Below are 18404 nucleotides of genomic sequence, written 5' to 3' on the forward strand. Positions count from 1 at the left end.
AGCTAATAAATAGGGGGTATAGTTAAGTTAACTTATTGTTAATGGTACGAAAGTTTTATTTTTTGGTTTTTTTGAGGTCGAGAAGGAGGGAGAAGAGGATGTAGCGGCCGAGTTGGTTGGTACGAGTTTGGGTGGTGGTGTTAGCGGAGATAGTTTGGGCGACGCCGGAGTTTTGGTCTAATAGGTTAAACCCTTGCAGGCGGCATATGAGCATATTTTTTAGCAATGTTTTTTCTATAGTGGCGCCCAGGTCGGTGGGATTGGCAGTTACCCCATTTGCATAGCCTGTATTAATTTGTTTGACAATATCCAACCATAAGGACCATGACTTTCCAACAAAGAATTTTGTGTTAAGATTCATGTTCCAACTCCGAATATTAGAAGAAGGGGTGAGAGGACTTGAGTAATTAGTGTGATTGAAAGTAAACCCTATTCCCGTGTTTAGCTCGATCCACTTTTGATAAATGCCAGTACGAAGAGATTGAGAGACTGTAAGGTTTTGGCTGGTATTGCGTATGTTTTGTAAGTAAAAGATATTATTATTAAAGTAGCTGCTACCATCCAGGAAGAGCTGGTATTTACCTTCAGAAAATGGATGTGACCAGGAATAATTGCCTGATAGTGTGTAAGCACCATTGGAGTTTCGGTAGTGGGTTTCTTGAATAACGGTGTTGAGCGTATCTTGTATCAATATAGTGTTAGAGACTACTTGATTCAAAATAGGGGAAACCGATAAGGAGATAAATAATATTGATTTTGAAACCTTGTTATAATCCAAAGTAAAGAGGTTGGAAATACTTGCCTTCAGATTGGGGTTTCCTACGATTGGAAATAATGGGTTCGATCTGTCAGGGATAGGGCGAAGCTGATTATAGTCAGGATAAATAGGACGGCCCTCATAGCGAAATGCTAACCGGGAAGTCTTATCTATTTTATAACTTACATTTGAACTTGGTAATAGCCATTTACTACGGTTGGTACCATAGGAGGCATAGAATAAGTTCACTCCGAATGTATAATCAATTTTGAGACTTGTTTTTTTATAATTAATTCCGATCTTCTGTTCTACTTTAAGATAGTTAAATTGATTACTTAATGAATCAATTATATTCATTTTCCCTTCTTTGTTCGCCCATTGCGTTTGTTGTTTGAATATGTTTTTGTTTGAGCGCAATGTATAATTCAATTCCATGGAAGAATTGGCATTGAATGGCTTAATATATGATGTTTGTAGGGATATTGTTTGGAGGTTATTAGTTTTAGATATTAATTGATGTAGCAGAGAGTCTAAAGCTATAGTGCCGTCATTATTGTAGTAAATAGTGTTATTATGAATATATTGGTCACTTTTATTGCCTGCATAGTTAAAATTGAAGCCGAGAGCTAAGAGTTCTCCCGCACGACGAAAGTGGTGAGCGCCATAAATACTCCCTCGAATATTTGGCAAAACTTTGTTGGTGATATTTTCTATTGATTGATCTAAGTGTTGCAGGCCACTTTGTGAAGATAGTATGCTACTATTATCTGTTTGTAATTTTCTTTCACCAATTACTTGCATGCTAACGGTGTTCTGTTTTTGATCTTTGAGATCTATTGTCTCAGCAAAATTGTAATTATCAAAAGTACTTGCCTGGTGTGTTGTATTATTCTGACGAATATTGCCATCTGCGGTTTGGTTAGTAATGTTACTATAGACTTGTTCGTTGTGGCTACCATGTTCAGCAAAAATGCCACCGTTGGTATACAACGATTGAGTTAACTGATTCCTGTATAATAATATACCTTTTTTGTAACTAGTTTCTCCAGGCCCAGGTATAGAATTAGTCGCCCTGCCATTGATGATGATTTGTTTTTTATTGTCGAAAGCCGATCCTAATACATCGGCTGCGTATCTTTTATTTGTACCAGCACCCACTTCTGTTTTTAGGTTATTGGTAGTATTGAGATGATGCCTGGTTTGCAGGTTTAAAACTTTGGCATTCGTTTCGGTAGGCCTACCTGTAAGTTCTGCCATTTTATCGTAGTCATCAATTACCTGTACTTTTTCTAAAGTTTCTAATGGGATTAATTTTAAGAGGTCCTGGATATTACCTACTACGAATTCCTTTCCGTTGACTTTTATTTTACTAATAGGCCTGCCCATGAATTTGATATTACCATCTCTGTCGACTTCTATACCTGGTAGTCGTTTAAGGAGATCGTTAATTTGAGCATTTTCTCTTAAATGGTATTGGCTTATTGAGTATTCAATCGTATCTTCCTTTAAGGTTATCGGGGAAAATCGACTTTTGACAATTACTTCTCTTAGAATATTAGGTTTGGTGTTTAAAAATATAATTGGTAAAATAATATTATAATTATCTGAATTTAATGAATATGTATTATTAAATATTTCATATCCCAAAATTGTAATTTTAATAGAGAATGCGGCTCCCGGGATCTGCTTGAAGCCAAAACTCCCATTGTCATCAGTGATTGTATGAAAGGTGTCTTTAGCGGTAAATAGCCATACATTAGCACCAATTAATTGCTGTCCTGAAGTGTCTTTTACCTGGCCTCTTACATAGAATTTGTTTTGCCCACTGACTATCAATGGCATAATAACGAGGGCTATTGAAAATAATATCCTTATCATGAGAAGGGGTATCAGTTTACAATGGATACAATTATCGCTGGCTTTTAGGTTATCATTATTGTGTCTCGGGTCCTTAATACAATGGCATCAGTATCCTGTGGGTTATAATTTTTTACTTAGTGAATGTAAACTTATGTGCTGTAATACAATTGCAGTGAGGAAAAATAAAGGAGGATTGACTCTTTCAATAACGCGGAATCTATAAAGGCTAAGACATGTTCAAACAACTTGCCTGAGCTCTGCTCTTAAAACTTTTAATGCACGGCTGGTTTGGTTTCTGACTACCTGGGCGCAAATATTCAGAGAAGTAGCGATCTCATTGCAACTCCTATCTTCTATATACGCCAGTTCAAAAATTTTTCTGCATGCAGGAGCTGAAATTTTTTGAATAGCTGATCTAATTTGGTAGCCAAGTTCTTTGTTTTCGAGGAAAGCCAGGTTCCCATCTTCCAAAATGGTTCCGGACAGAAAGTGCTCATACTTTCTAGCAACGGCATTCGTTCTGCACTTGTAAGCATACTGAAAATGCACAGCGCGTAGGAAATAATGCTTTACCGGGATCGATAGCGAGATCTGTTCCCGGCGTTGCCAGAAGGACGTGAAGATTTCTTGAACAACATCTTCCGCTTCCTGCAAGTTTGAGAGTTTTTTCTTGGCTACTGTCAGCATGACTGGTTGGTAACGGTTGTATAGGATGGTAAAGGCGCTTTCCTGACCTTTCCGGACCATCTCTAACAGTTCGGCATCTTTTAAATGTAACATGATACCCCTTAATCGTACACTGCGGCAAAAAGTACTGTATGAACTTTTTGTTAAGTCCCATGAGTACTTTTTTTGTTTTGTGACGATTTTAAGTTTTAAGACCAATTCAACCAATACCAGGTTTTAGCGTTATTGTTTAGAGGGGTGCAAGAGTATGTTCGAGAATTGTTAATTAAATGCTTGTGAATGATCCCATTAGTCAAGTGGGGGAAGCTTACGTCTATTCAGTTTTATGCCTGTATTTTTCACAAAAACCAACTGTTTTCTGTTATGTGTGTTCCTACACCTTATGGTACGATAGTAGCCAGGATACTGCTTTGTGTATTACTTATTAATACCCTTGCTTTTCAAAGGGTTTCAGCTCATCAGCAATATGGTAAACAAAAGGTCACCATCGTAGCCAATGACATTTCTCTTGACAATGTACTGAAGCAAATTGAGAAACAAACCGGGTTACGGTTTATGTATGCTATTGGTGCATTTAACATGAATGAAAAAGTAAAGGCATCTTTTCAACAAACAATGTTAGACGATGTACTGTCTAGTTTGCTCGGGGTAAAAGGTATTGTATGGCAATATCGTGATGGCACTATCTTGCTGAAACACAATGTTGGGAAAGGAGGAGACATTATACCAGGCGAAACCCCGAAAGGAGATGGTATTATTAATGGTAAAATACTTGACGCAAATGATGCCCCCATACCAGGTGCAACCATTTTGATAAAAGGCACAAAAAGAGGGACTAAAACAAATGTCGACGGCTCTTTTAAATTAGATAATGTAGAGCCAGGTGCTGTACTGTTAATCACGTCCATAGGATATGAGACCAAAGAAGTGGTTGTAAAGGAGGAAGAATTGGTATTTGTAAAGATGAAGACTGCTATTGGCGCCTTGGATGAGGCTATCGTGATCGCGTACGGTAAAACTTCTGGAAGAATGCTTACTGGTAATGTGTCTACGATAAAAGCTGAGGATATAGAGCATAGTCCCGTGTCCAACCCGTTGTTGGCACTGACTGGCCGGGTGCCGGGACTCAACATTAACCAGAAAACAGGTTATAGTAATTCAGGCGTGGTTACTGCCGTCCAAGGGCAAAACAGCATTTTGAGAGGGAACGATCCTTTTTATGTTATTGATGGTGTGCCATACCCTTCCCAGGGACTGTCTATTACAGGAAATGTGCAGGGAGTGGGTGGTGTAAACACACTTGCCAAGGGGAGTACGATTAACTTTATCAATCCTTCCGACATCGAGAGTATAACCATTTTAAAAGATGCGGATGCAACAGCAATCTATGGATCGCGCGCAGCGAACGGTGCTATTTTAATTACTACCAAAAAGGGGAAGGCCGGTAAGTCAAAAGTTAATGTTGATTATTCCCAGGGAATTGGAAAGGTGGCAAGATACCTGGACCTGATGAATACGCCACAGTATTTGGAAATGCGTCATGAAGCCATTGTCAATGATAAAGGAACCGTAAAATCTACTGATTATGATATAAACGGTTTTTGGGATACCACCCGTAATACTAATTGGCAGAAAGAATTAATAGGGAAATCTGCCCAGTATATGAATTTAAATGGATCAGTGTCGGGAGGCAATAATAATATTCAGTACCTGGTTGGTGGCACCTTTCATAGGGAGACCTCCGTTATACCGGGAAATTTTACAGATCAGAAAGGATCCGCTCATTTTAGCATAACCAGCAATACAGATAATAATAAGTTTCAATTGCAGTTTTCAGGCAGTTATTTATTTGATAATAATCAATTGCCGACATCTGACCTTGCTTCCTATGCCTCTTATTTGGCGCCTGATGCGCCACCGCTGTATAATGCCGATGGGACGCTTAATTTTATGTTGAATGCTGCAGGCGCTTCTACATTCAAAAACCCGTTGGCTGATTTAAATAACAAATTTGATACGAAAACCAAGAACCTGATTAGCAACCTGGCATTGACTTATAATATTTTGCCAGGATTAAACATTAAAAGCAGTTTTGGTTATACAGATATGAATACGGATGAAGTTGTGCAGGTGCCACTTTCATCCTATGCTCCTGATGCGCAGCCATTTGCTACTAGGGTGGGGTACTATGGTAAGTATAATATTAATACCTGGATTGTTGAACCTCAAATTTCTTATAACCATGCCTTGGGCAATGGCAAGTTGGATGTTTTATTAGGCAGTTCTATTCAGCGGAATAATAGTACAGGCAACCAGATAATGGGGGTTGGGTATAACACTGACCAGGCCATTAAGGATATGAATTCTGCTGCCAGTCTTACCAGTTCCGGTGCCGTTGCATCTGTGTATAAATATTCAGGTGTATTTGGGAGAATTAACTACATATATAATAACAAGTATATTGTAAACCTTTCCGCACGCCGTGATGGGAGTAGCCGGTTTGGACCTGCGAACAGGTTTCAGAATTTTGGAGCAGTGGGTATAGGATGGGTATTTTCTGCCGAAAACTTCTTGAGAGATTATTTCCCTACTTTAAGCTATGGAAAGTTGAGATTTAGCTATGGTACAACGGGGAATGACCAGATAGGTGATTATCAATTTTTAAATCTTTATTACCCTGTTATTGTAGAGGTGCCTTATAGAGGTATCATTGGATTGGAATCAAACGGAATTTACAACCCCTACCTGCAATGGGAATTGACAAAGAAAACAAATGTTGGATTAGATTTAGGATTCATTCGAGATAGGGTGATTTTAAATGCCAATTACTATATCAATCGCTCATCAAACCAGTTAATGCCCTATGCACTTCCTAGTATAACGGGGGTAACGTCAATAACCACTAACTATCCAGCAACTGTTCAGAACAGTGGTTGGGAGTTTACATTGAGCGGCAATGTGATTCAAAATAAAAAATTTAACTGGAACGCGAATTTCAACCTCACCATTCCAAGAAATAAACTCATTAGGTTTGATAATCTTGCCAGCTCATCTTATGCAAGCCTCTTAATTGTTGGACAGTCTATCAATATTACAAAGATTTACACTTATGCCGGTGTTAATTCTGAGACGGGTAAATACCAATTTCGCAATAGCAAAGGTGAATTAACAAGTACGCCAAATTTCGCGACCGATAAATATAATTATGTCATTACATCCCCTAATTGGTATGCTGGATTTAGTAACAGTTTCAGCTACCAGGGATTCTCACTTGATTTTCTGTTCCAGTTCATGAAAAGAAAAGGCCAGAATTACTTTACTGGATCTACCTATCCTGGTTCTTTTAATCGGAATCAGCCAACCTCTGTATTGGATAGATGGCGGAAGGCTGGAGATGATGCACCTCATCAACGTTTTAACGCAAATAATTCGCTTGCTGGTGCTTATAGTAATGCTACGGCTAGTACTATTTCCTATAGAGACGCTTCATATTGCAGGTTGAAAAATATTTCTCTTTCCTGGCAGTTACCACAGCAATGGCTACGCTCTGCAAATATTACGAATGTTAAAGTTTACACCCAAGCTCAGAACTTGTTGACTTTTACTGGATATAAAGGACTGGATCCTGAATCTTTGAAAAGTACAACACTTCCTCCATTAAAGACATTTGTTTTTGGGCTGCAAGTAGGGTTTTGAAAAATTTAGTATAAATCATTTACAATATGAACTCAATATATCTTAAAATATTTGTGGCTTTTAGAGGGTTTTTCCTGACAGGTCTTCGACAGATTGAATTTTACCGGGGGAGATTTTATTTGTTATGCATGAGTATGGTTTTCTCAATATCGGCTTGCAACAAACTTGTGGAAGTGGACACGCCTTTGATATATACGTCTGGTGGTGATGCCTTTGCTTCGGACGCGAATGCGATTGCTGTTTTGAATGGTATATATGCCAATATGAGTTTGGTCGCTCTTTCGGATGGTAGTTCTATCAATAGTTTTATGTCATTGTATCCTGGTTTGTCGGCTGACGAATTTACTTTATTTAGTGGGGTGACAAATGGCAGCTATATAGCATTTTATCAAAATGATTTGCTAAACACTAGTGGTCCTAATCCCTGGTTGACCTCTTACCCGGTTATCTATAAATTAAATGATGCAATTAATGGTATAAATGCTTCTAGTGGGATCTCTGAAAAAGTAAAAAGTCAGTTGCTGGGGGAAGCTAAATTCTTAAGAGCATTTTATTATTTCTACCTGGTTAATCTATACGGTCCTGTTCCATTAGTGTTGACTGTCAATTATAAAGAAAATTCGGTGTTAGCGAGATCTTCTGTAGATGCTGTTTATCAACAAGTAGTGAAGGACCTGGTAGAGGCTGAAGGCTTGTTGAATGAAAATTTTGTGGGAAGCAATGGCTACAGTACGAGCAGTGAAAGGGTTGTTCCTAATAAATGGGCGGCTAAGGCTTTGTTAGCAAGGGTTTATTTGTACACAAAGGATTATAAGGATGCAGTAGCATTGTCAACCGAAGTAATTAATAATAGTTCATTATTTAGCTTGACGGATTTAAACAGTGTCTTTTTAAGTAATAGCCAGGAAGCGATTTGGCAATTGCAGCCAGTGAATTTAGGTTGGAATACAGAGGATGCAAAGTTGTTTGTGATTCCGGAAACCGGACCAAGTGAATTTAATCCCGTTTACCTGAGTGATAGTTTATTGAATAGTTTTGAAGTCAATGATCAGCGAAGGATAAATTGGGTGGATACGACAATAGCGGACGGCGTTTCTTACTATTTCCCTTATAAATACAAAAGCGCCACTTTAAATGCGGATGTGACAGAATATAAGATGGTATTGAGGTTGGCGGAGCAATATTTGATTCGGGCCGAAGCCAATGCACAGCAAAATAACCTGTCTGCCGCTGCCGATGATTTAAATGCTATCAGGAATAGAGCAGGTTTGGCTGATTATGCAGGTGGTAATAACCAGGCATCCTTGCTGTCGGCGATATTGCATGAAAGGCGTATTGAGCTCTTTTCAGAGTGGGGAAATAGATGGCTTGATTTGAAAAGGTTAAGTAAGGTAGACGAAGTCATGAGTGTTTATTCTACTGTAAAAGGGGGAACCTGGAATTCTTACGACCAGTATTACCCAATATATCAGTCAGAATTGACGAATGATCCTAACCTGGTTCAGAATGAGGGCTATTAAGAAAACCCTGATCTCCTAAATAAATAATTTTTGTACTAAGTAAATTCGTTGTGATTTTATTGTAAGATTCAGGATGGATGAAAGGACGAAATCTTTTCATGCTGCATCCTGGATCTTTATGTTTGCCCATTTCTTCATTAATATCCATCATCAATGAAACACTATACTTCAGCCCTGGTTGTATTTTTAATATTTATAATTAAAGTAAATGGGCAAAAGCCAGCATTAGACACAGCGGTGTTTAGAGAGTGGCCTTCAATAGAAGGTGGACAGATCAGTAGTGATGGGAAATATATTTCATATAAAATTGCTTACAAATCCTATTGGCGAGTTAGAAGAAAAGAGCTTGTGATTCAGGCTGTTTCTGGAAAATGGAAGAAAATATTACCTAATGCAACTTCAGATCTTACTTTCTCTTTGGATGGAAAGAAGGCGGTTGTTAGATTATCTAGAGATTCAGTGGCTGTTTTTGAAATCGGCTCTGATAAGGTTGATTATATCCAACATGTAACCAGGTATCAAGCCAACCCCGAATATATCTTTTATATAGTAGCTGGTGATGCCGAGAATCTCCATGTGACACAAATATCGAATAATAGTCATTTTTTGATAGATAAAGTTAATGACTACTTGTTTGATAAAGAGCAAAACAGGTTAGTACTCACGAAAAAAGGGAATGATGGAACATCCATATTATCTTGTTATGATTTAAAGCATAAAAGTAGTACTGAGTTTTGGGAAGGATTAGATGTGGATAATATTACCCTTGATCATCGACTTGGACAGGTAGCTTTTACAGGAAAGCAAAATGGTATGAGTGGGGTTTGGTTATACTCCCCAGTGCGTAAGGACGTGCAATTAATATTGAAAGAGCATAGTTTAGAAATTGATTCTTTGCTGATGTTGAAGGGAATCGGTGGCTTTTCGCCTGATGATAAAAAGCTGTTCCTTGTTTTCGGTATGAAGAATACTCCTGCATTTAAGCAGGCGGATTCAACAGGCGCCACGGTTACTATATGGAATTATGCTGATACCCGGTTGAAATCTGAACAAGATAATGGGCGATCATCAACTGAAATACAGTATGTGGTTAACTTAATATCAAGAAAGGTAATCCCTATTACGGCAAGAAACGAACTTTTGTTGGACTATGCTGGAGATTTTGGGATTACCCAGCAATACTCAGGAAAAGGAGATCCAGATGATGAATATTGGAATCCCAGAAGCCAGAACAAGATGTTCCTCATTTCCTTAATTGATGGACATAAGGTGGAATTGCCAATGAAGAACCCTATGTTTTCTCGCGGGGGCAAATATCTTTTATATTACGAAAATGATAGTAAAGATTATTGCACGTATGAGACTTCTTCAGGAAAAGTTACTAACGTGACTCTACGCATTTCACAATTCAATAAGGTGCCTTCCCATAAATATGCCCATGAATTTATGGAGTCAAATGGATATAGAAGTTATTGGTTTGATAATGACAGCGCTTTTATTTTGTACGCGGAGCGTGACATTTGGAAAATAGATCCACAAGGCCTGAAGGAGCCCGTTAATTTAACAAATGGATATGGAGCAAGAACAGATATTGCTTTTTATCCAGTAGAGAATTTGGAAAAATTCTCATTTCAAAATGGCAAGCAGTTAGTTTTAATGGGATATAACTATACAAATAAGGATAATGGATTTTACCGCATAAAGTTGGGAGATAAAAAGGGCCCGCAGAAATTGGTAATGAATGCGTATTCCTATTATATGCCATACCTTCCTATAGAAAATGGATTTGACACGCGTCCTATTAAAGCCAAAGATGCTAATTTATGGTTGGTTAAGAAAATGAGCGAAAAGGAATTTCCCAATTTGTTTGTCACTAAAGATTTTAAAGTATTTGCTCCCGTTACTGCTATATATCCAGAAAAGAGATTTAATTGGATGACAACGGAATTACATACCTGGCAGTCATTTGATAGGAGTACTGTACAGGGTATATTATATAAGCCAGAAGATTTTGATTCGCATAAAAAGTATCCTATTATTTTTCACTATTATGATCAATGGTCCAGAAATTTGCATGCTTATCTGAATCCGGGTCCATCTATTGGTCCAATTAATATTCCCTGGTATGTAAGCCAGGGTTATTTGGTGTTTGTACCGGATGTAATTTTCAAAGTGGGTGAGACTGGGAAAAGTGCCTATAATTCTATTGTATCTGCAGCGATGTATATGAAAACCAAAGACTATGTTGATTCAACAAAGATGGCTATTCAAGGACATAGTTTTGGTGGTTATGAAACTAACTACATTATTACCCAAACAGATATTTTTGCCGCAGCGTGTTCATCCTCTGGTGTTACCGATATTGTTAGTTTTGCGGGAGGTTTAGGCGCATCGGGTAAGAGCAACCATTTGATGGCAAGTAATGGACAACTGGGTATGGGTGAAATATTATGGAGTAATCCTGAACGTTTTATCAAAAACTCCCCGCTATTTTCTCTTAATAAGGTCACCACACCACTTTTAGCAATGCATACTACAGATGATCGGGCTGTGCCTTTTAGCCAGGCAATGGAGTTATTTAATGGGTTAAGGCAATTTAAGAAGAGGGTTTGGTTGTTGGTATATGAAGGGGAAAATCATGTACTTCGAAGTGAGCGGAATTCTTTGGATTATACCTTGAGACAAACCGCTTTTTTTAATTACTACCTGAAGAATACAGAAATGCCTTCATGGATGAAGGCAAATAATAATTAAAGAAAGGAAGAGCGATGAGCTCTTCCCTTCTTAATAGATTGTTTTAATTACAGACCAGTTGCGATAGTGTTGTATTCTACAGCTTCAGTGCCTGGTTCAATTGTCCAGTATTTTCTGTTAGTACCGGTTGTAGTAATGTAAGCATTAGCTACAGAGTTAGCAGCAGGAGCAATTGCATTGAAAGCGTTAGTAGTGTAGTAAACCTGGGTACCACGAGAAGTTGCTTTGAAAGCCAATGTACCACCTGCGATAGCGAGAACAGCAACTGCTGCAAGGATTAATTTTGCTCTTTTCATAGTAAAATTTGCTTTTTGATTCAAAAAGCTAAACTTTGTCTTTTAATAATTATGCCTACTCTCTTTTAAGGGTTTTCGGCTTCTTCCCTTTGATGGCCCAATATGCGCGTGTAGATGGATCCTTGTCTACCATATCGCATACATAGGGTTATTCCCGTAAATAATATTTTTGAATATAGCTTTGCTATTAGCTAATCTGTGAGGTAAGCATGTGAGATTTTCAGAATCAATTTAACATCGGTGGATATGTGTGATAATAGTTTGCATAGAAAATTCTTATTTCTAATAAGTTTTAAATGATACGGTGGTCTCATTTGGGTTACGATGATAAAGTTACGGTAGGATGCCTCTTTTAAACTTAGTAATGGTGGACCAATTTTTTGGAGATGACGGATTGCTTTAAAACAGCAGAAAGTAAACCCGGGCCATGGTATCACTTCTCTTCAAATGACAATCCAGGTATCCGGCACCTGTTTTTCTCCTCCCCGGATTCACTTCTGCTGCGCATGGATATTGGTAATGAAAAAAGCAAATGTTGACCAGGATATTGGTCGTTTTGGTGGGAAACTGAAAAAATGGATGACAGAATGAAAAAAGAAAAATATTGCTTTCGTTAGTGTAAAGGTAGGTTGAGATCTGAGGCAATTACTTAGGAGATCCGGGTGATTTATGGGAAATAAAAGCCGTGTCCTGGGAACCAGGACACGGTAGGTTTACATAGGGTTAAAACGACTTAATTAAGATACTATTGCATTTGTTTGAGGGTACAATCGTAATAGGCTTCCAACTGGGCGACCATCTCTGTCACGCTATTGAACTTGCTCGTTTCGGCTACATCCGTCAATGAAAGCTGTTGTTTATGAAGAAGGCTATATGTCGTCATCATAAACATCATATGCATAAATCCTTCTATACTGATGGAGAAATGTTGCTCAAACCCCAGGCTTAGCTCCTCGGGGGTTTGAAAATACATATACGCGAGTTCAGGGATTGAATGTATACGATGAGGATGGTCTACCAGGTATTCGAATAACTGGATATAAGTATCCATGTGGAGTATACTGGAAAATAGGAGCGGCTCCCTGGCGTCTTCATCCTGTTTGGCAAAATTCAGAAAGAGATCGGCACAACAACGACGGATGAAATAATAAGCCCGACTACCGGTGTATTGACAACTGAGCATTTTTTGGATCAGCAGATCGGCAACTGGATTGATATGATGCGATGACTCGTTGATCAGACTACTGACATCTGGTGAAGGCTGACTCAATAGCTTTTCTAACGAAGGATATTTTGTAACTAATCCCTGTATCGAGCCAGGGTTGATATTAATGTGAACAGATAATACCTTTTTATCAGACTCCATAGGTACTTTGTGTAGCCCTGGTTGGAGGTTGAATAGGTTGCACTCCTTTTCTTCCAGGTTAAACTCACTTCCATTTCCTTTTTCAACGACCAGGCTGTCTTCATACATATAATGCAATGCCCATATGTGATACGGTGAGTAGGGTAACAGCACGATATCTTCTTTCGCGAAGATATCGTGCATCCAAAGGCTGAAAGGTCCGACATCGATATGTTGAGAAAGGATGTCACAATCCCCATCCTGGCGAAAATAATAACCTGTGGATGGAATCCGTAGCTTACGGTATTCCTCAGGTAGGTCTCCGTCAGGTAGGATTGCTTTATTCTTTTTCTCTATGAGTAATAGTTTATTAGCTTTATTAAGCGTTGACCGCATGATAATGGTTTAATGAGATGAATAAGCTATCTACCTTTTTTTCTAAGCAGATGAATTACCGAATCTTCCTGGTTCAGAGAAACGTCATAATCTAATTCCGGGTTTTCCCACCGCACATCTTCAAATATTCTTGATAAGGGGGCTTTCATATTTATCGCTCCTGTAAACTTCATTGTGTCTACATTGTCTTGAATCATCAGTGGAACCGGCCTTACCCGGTTGAGGACATTGGCGATTTCCCCAATTGTCGCCTTATTAAACGTATATATCCCCTTTTGTCTTTTGAGCAATGCTGTTGTATCAAAAGGTACTGCCTTTAATTTTTGTCCCTGTTTAAAGTTGACAGCCAGACCTGGTGTGAGTAGCAGGGAGTCCTTAAAGGTCCTCATTTGTACTAATCCCCTGGTCAGGGCAACCGATACCTTTTTCCCATCCAGGGTATTAATACCGAATGCAGTGCCCAATACGGCTACCTTTGCATTGGGTACGTCTACTATAAATGGCCGTGTTGGATCTTTGGCTACCTCCAGGTAGGCTTCTCCTTTTATAGAAAGTTCCCTGGTGCTGCCATGAAATGCCATGGGGAAATTGATCGAAGACCCCGCGTTCATCCAGATGGTGCTTCCATCCGGAAACCGCATGTACAAATTTATTCCATCAGGAATGACCGCATGGGCATCTGTTACTTTGTCCCCATTTGCCCACCAGATCGTGTCTTCATTTTTATATACTGTGACAACCCCCAAAGACAGGGTGTCAAATCGCTTATTCAATGAAAAGGTCCCCTTGCCTGGGACCTCCAGGCTGACTCCCCTGGTAGAGATGGTATTTTCCACAATGGGTTGGGCCACCTTAGGTGCCGGCCACCATAATAGTTTGACCACAAATAATAATAGGCCTGCAGCTGCCAGGTAAGCGGTGGTTTGAAAGGCTACCTTGAGCCGTTTTACCTTGCGCTTTTCCCGAACCTGTTCAATAATCCGATCAGCTGGAAGCTCCACAGCTAGTTTCTGGCGGAGTTCTTCCATATAGTTTTCCGGCAACTGGGCATGGAGCTCATCCCAGATAGATTTCGCTTGCGGTTCCTGCGCTATTAGCTCCAAAAGCTTCACACGATCTTCCGGGGATATAACCCCGGTAATTTCTTCCAGCACAAGCTGCTCTATATAGTCGTCGTCTACCGGCATGTTCTGGAATTTTGAGTAAAGCTTTGATACTTTACTATGTAGGATCAAAATGAAAAAGGTACTTATCGTTTCGCCTATTTTTTTGGCAATTTTTTTCTGAGCAGTTTCAATGCCCGGTGAATATGGTTCTTAACAGACTGAACATTAATCCCCATTTCCTCGGCAATTTCTTTCAGACTTTTATCTTCAAGATAAGATAAAATAAATGCCTGACGTGTGGCAGGTGAAATGCCATTGATGGCTGAATGAATCTGTGCCCCTAATTCTTTTAATTCAATGTAGGGTACCATTTGAACGATCCGTTGTTGCTGATCGGAAAAATGTTGTTCCCGGCGCCGGCGCGCAATTTTCTGCTTGATCAGGTCCGATGTTTTATTGCGTACAGCGCCCATCAGCCAGGCCTGTACTCCCTTTGAAACATCGATGGATGCGCGGTGCTCCCATATCCAGATGCAAATTTCCTGTACTACATCTTTTGACTCATCTTCATTCTGTAAACGTTTGTTGGCATTTACGAAGAGGAATGTGCGATACAGATCGCAGAACGCTGCGAATGCTAACTCATCCCCCTTTTTTATGAGTACCAGTAAGTCATCCCCAATGTGATTATGGCTATTGCTCATATAACACTATTGTTTCTTTTTGAATATCTAAGCTACGAATAGGAATTCCGTCGTTAGTTAACTCATTGTTAATGGTTGCGGAAATTTATTCTTCTTCGTATATGGGTACTTTTTGACATCTACGGCTACTTATATAGGCAAAGAGATTACTAGGGTATTATTGTGAATATGAGACGATCAGTTAAAAGACACTTTAGAGTTTTTTGAAATAATGTAAAACGAGCGTATGCAGTTTCTTATACCTGGAAGTTTCCAAGTTCTTACTTTTTATATCTGCGCTTTCGTCTTAACCTGTGGTCCGCAACAGGTGTATGGCCAGTATTCCGGATATAAAATAACCATCAATGCACAAGATGTAACATTGAAAACGGTATTTGAGGAAATTCAAAGGCAGACAAAGTTGATAATTGGGTATAGTAATGATAAACTGAACCAGGATGTCAAGGTAAATGCCAGTTATTGTAGGTGGCCATTAGAAGAAGTATTAGCGGATCTGTTGATTAAAAGAGGGTTTATCTGGAAAATTGACACCAATGGGATTGCCATCAGGGAGGGAAAGCCTGATGAGCAGATCTTACAATACCAGCGGAAGCTGGACCAGGGGATTAAGGAAATCATGTGGCATAGGAACCTGGATGAAATAGTTGTAAACGGGTATAAAATAACAACTATCCTGCTGAATACGGGAAATACCGTGCCAGCTGTAAGAGCGCCGGGAATAAAACCTCAATTTCAACAGACTGGTAATATCCTGAACCAATTACAAGGGCCGGTGACAGGATTGCAAATCAGTATGAGCGGCGGTATGTTGGGTACTGCCATAGATATTAAAATCAGGGGACAGTTGAGCCTGATGAATAGCACTATGCCTTTGATTGTCGTAGATGGTGTACCTGTGAAATCCCAGATTACGGATGGACTGGGTTCCACCATCTGGGGGGCGGTGGCTTCTGCATTGGCTTATATTAATCCTGCCGATGTAGAGAGTATAGATGTATTAAAGGATGCCGATGCTACTGCTATTTATGGTTCGAGAGGCGCCAATGGGGTCATTGTTATCACAACAAAAACTGCAAGGAAAGGACCAGGGAGGTTATCCTTGAATGTGAAGACTGGAATTGCGAATGTGCCCAGGCGCTATCACCTGTTAAATACACAAGAGTACCTGGATATGCGTAGGAAAGCACTTATCAATGATAAAATTTTGCCTACTGCTCAGAATGCGCCTGACCTGCTGACTTGGGATACCACCCGGTATACAGATTGGCAAAAGGAATTAATTGGTAGAGCGGCCAAATTTTACAATATGCAGTCGGCCTTTACTGGTGGAAATGATACTACCCAGTATTATGTGGGTACGAATTACCAGAAAAATGGAACGGTGTTTCCAGGCGATTTTTACCAGGAAGGATGGGGTGTGCATTTAAATGCCTCCCGGGGGGCGCCCACTCAACGCCTTCACCTGGGTGGAAGTTGGAGCTATTTTAATATCCATTCTTTTTTACCATCCTCTGATTTCATTAATTATATCTTTTTACCACCCAATACACCACCAGCGTACATTGATAATGAGTTGAACTACTCCTGGGTCAATCCTTATATTGGGTTAGTAGGCCCTCTTTTCACCGCCAATGTGCATAACCGGTTTGGGAATTTCGTAGCGCAATACCGGGTTAGAAAAGGGTTGGAATTGAAGTTATTGCTGGGTGACCAGTTGCTGAAAGGAAGTAGTAAAACGATCATGCCGATTGCTATGATAGCACCTTCGGTCAGGAGTGGCGCAACTGGCAGTATGACTTTGTATCATTACGAGGCGGGATCTACCATCATGGAACCACAAATTACCTACGCCGATTCGATAGGCGACTTAAAACTGGATATGTTAATAGGAGGTACTTACCAGGGTGCTATGGAAAGCAGAACCACAATGGTTGCCAGTGGATATAAAGATGACGGGCATTATGATAACCTGGCATATGCAGATTCTATTTCCGCCACTAATTACAAAAGCCTGTACAAGTACCTGGCTGCCTACGGTAAAATCGGGTTCAATTATAAAGGAAAGTACTTAGTGAATTTAAGTGTCAGAAGAGATGGGAGTAGCCGGTTGGGTATCAGGAGCAGGTATGCCACATTTGGAGGAATAGGTGCCGGTTGGATTTTTTTCAAAGAACATTTGATTGATTCAAATCTGAAGGTGCTGAGTTTTGGTAAAGTAAGGGTGAGCTATGGTTCAACAGGAAATGACCAGGTTGGGGACTATCAATACACGGATGAATATTCGCCGGTAAATAACTATCAGAATGGTTATGCCCTGTCTCCTAATAGCCTGGCTAATCCCGATTTAGCCAGGGAGAAGACGAGAAAACTGGAATTGGCATTAGACCTGGGTTTTTGGAACGACAGGTTGATGGTCTCAGCATGCTATTACCTATATCGCTCTACAAACCAATTGGCTTCGTATCCGTTACCCACCATGGTGGGCATCAACAATATTGTGGGCAATATTCCGGCAGTGATCAGGAATAACGGGTGGGAATTGGAAATGCGTACACAGAATCTTACGACGGCAAATTTTAGCTGGTCATCGGTAGTCAATATGACTATCCCTAAAAATAAGTTGCTGTCTTACCCGGGATCAGATGCCAACAGCAATTATTTACTGGTAGGCAAACCAGTGGGTTCCGTTTTCGTGTATAAGTCTGAGGGTGTGGATAAACAAACCGGTGCTTATGTATTTTCTGACGGTCATGGAAATACGGTGGCGGCCAACGAAAATCTATCCAGGTCCTATTGGATAAACAAATCCCCAACGTATTATGGGAGTATCCAACATACTTTCATGTATAAGCGATGGCGGTTGGATATGTTATTTGTGTATGTGAAGACAATGGGACTCACCGACCTGTATGACCGTGTATACGCACCAGGCATGCAGCGTAACCAGGACAAGCATGCAATTGCCGGAATTTGGGATAATACGGGTGAAACTGCCATGCATCAGCGCTTGACGGTAGGCACCTACAGAACAAGTTACCTGAAGATGCTGGAAAGCAATATGGCCTATGTGGATTGTTCCTATTTGCGGTGCCAATCCATCACCTTGTCCAGGAGGTTACCATTACGGAAACTACACCTGGAAGATGGTAATGTATATGTGCAAAGCCAGAACCTGTTTACAATTACGCCCTACAAAGGATTGGATCCGGAAACACAAAGCCGTTCTAAGCTTCCTTTACTTAGATCTTTTAACATAGGGATCCAGATACAAATTTAAAAGTGA

General features: G+C 39.8%; 10 protein-coding genes. 4 read left to right on the top strand and 6 right to left on the bottom strand.

All coding sequences use genetic code 11. The features are described from left to right. Nucleotides 1-55: 55 nt before the first annotated feature. Complete coding sequence (locus ABDW16_RS12270) at nucleotides 56-2635, bottom strand: outer membrane beta-barrel protein (protein ID WP_343670074.1); 2580 nt, start codon at nucleotides 2633-2635, stop codon at nucleotides 56-58. 219 nt (nucleotides 2636-2854) lie between these two features. Next, on the bottom strand, nucleotides 2855-3397 hold the full coding sequence (locus ABDW16_RS12275) for a sigma-70 family RNA polymerase sigma factor (protein ID WP_343670075.1): 543 nt from the start codon (nucleotides 3395-3397) through the stop codon (nucleotides 2855-2857). Between the two features lie 186 nt (nucleotides 3398-3583). Between ABDW16_RS12275 and ABDW16_RS12280 the strand changes: the two genes are divergently transcribed. The 3 genes from ABDW16_RS12280 to ABDW16_RS12290 all read left to right on the top strand — a co-directional run bounded on the left by ABDW16_RS12280 (nucleotide 3584) and on the right by ABDW16_RS12290 (nucleotide 11274). After that, nucleotides 3584-7000: a SusC/RagA family TonB-linked outer membrane protein gene (locus ABDW16_RS12280; protein WP_343670076.1), complete on the top strand. Its 3417-nt coding sequence runs from the start codon at nucleotides 3584-3586 to the stop codon at nucleotides 6998-7000. A 26-nt stretch (nucleotides 7001-7026) separates the two neighbouring features. After that, complete coding sequence (locus tag ABDW16_RS12285) at nucleotides 7027-8520, top strand: RagB/SusD family nutrient uptake outer membrane protein (RefSeq protein WP_343670077.1); 1494 nt, start codon at nucleotides 7027-7029, stop codon at nucleotides 8518-8520. Nucleotides 8521-8673: 153 nt separating this feature from the next. Then, entirely contained in the window at nucleotides 8674-11274 is a 2601-nt protein-coding gene (locus ABDW16_RS12290) for a prolyl oligopeptidase family serine peptidase (protein WP_343670078.1), read from the top strand. A 47-nt stretch (nucleotides 11275-11321) separates the two neighbouring features. On the opposite strand, the gene ABDW16_RS12295 is transcribed toward ABDW16_RS12290, so the two are convergent. The 4 genes from ABDW16_RS12295 to ABDW16_RS12310 all read right to left on the bottom strand — a co-directional run bounded on the left by ABDW16_RS12295 (nucleotide 11322) and on the right by ABDW16_RS12310 (nucleotide 15121). After that, entirely contained in the window at nucleotides 11322-11570 is a 249-nt protein-coding gene (locus tag ABDW16_RS12295; protein ID WP_343670079.1) for a hypothetical protein, read from the bottom strand. Nucleotides 11571-12315: 745 nt separating this feature from the next. Beyond that, entirely contained in the window at nucleotides 12316-13311 is a 996-nt protein-coding gene (locus ABDW16_RS12300) for a hypothetical protein (protein WP_343670080.1), read from the bottom strand. A 26-nt stretch (nucleotides 13312-13337) separates the two neighbouring features. Continuing rightward, a complete protein-coding gene (locus ABDW16_RS12305; protein ID WP_343670081.1) occupies nucleotides 13338-14498 on the bottom strand; it encodes a FecR domain-containing protein in 1161 nt (386 codons plus the stop codon). A gap of 74 nt (nucleotides 14499-14572) precedes the next feature. Continuing rightward, a complete protein-coding gene (locus ABDW16_RS12310; protein WP_343670083.1) occupies nucleotides 14573-15121 on the bottom strand; it encodes a sigma-70 family RNA polymerase sigma factor in 549 nt (182 codons plus the stop codon). 226 nt (nucleotides 15122-15347) lie between these two features. On the opposite strand from ABDW16_RS12310, the gene ABDW16_RS12315 reads away from it, so the two are divergent. Continuing rightward, nucleotides 15348-18398, top strand: coding sequence for a SusC/RagA family TonB-linked outer membrane protein (locus tag ABDW16_RS12315; protein ID WP_343670085.1), 3051 nt, complete (start codon nucleotides 15348-15350; stop codon nucleotides 18396-18398). The last annotated feature ends 6 nt before the right edge of the window (nucleotides 18399-18404 follow it).

The sequence above is a fragment of the Chitinophaga sp. genome (assembly GCF_039596135.1).
Lineage (GTDB): Bacteria > Bacteroidota > Bacteroidia > Chitinophagales > Chitinophagaceae > Chitinophaga.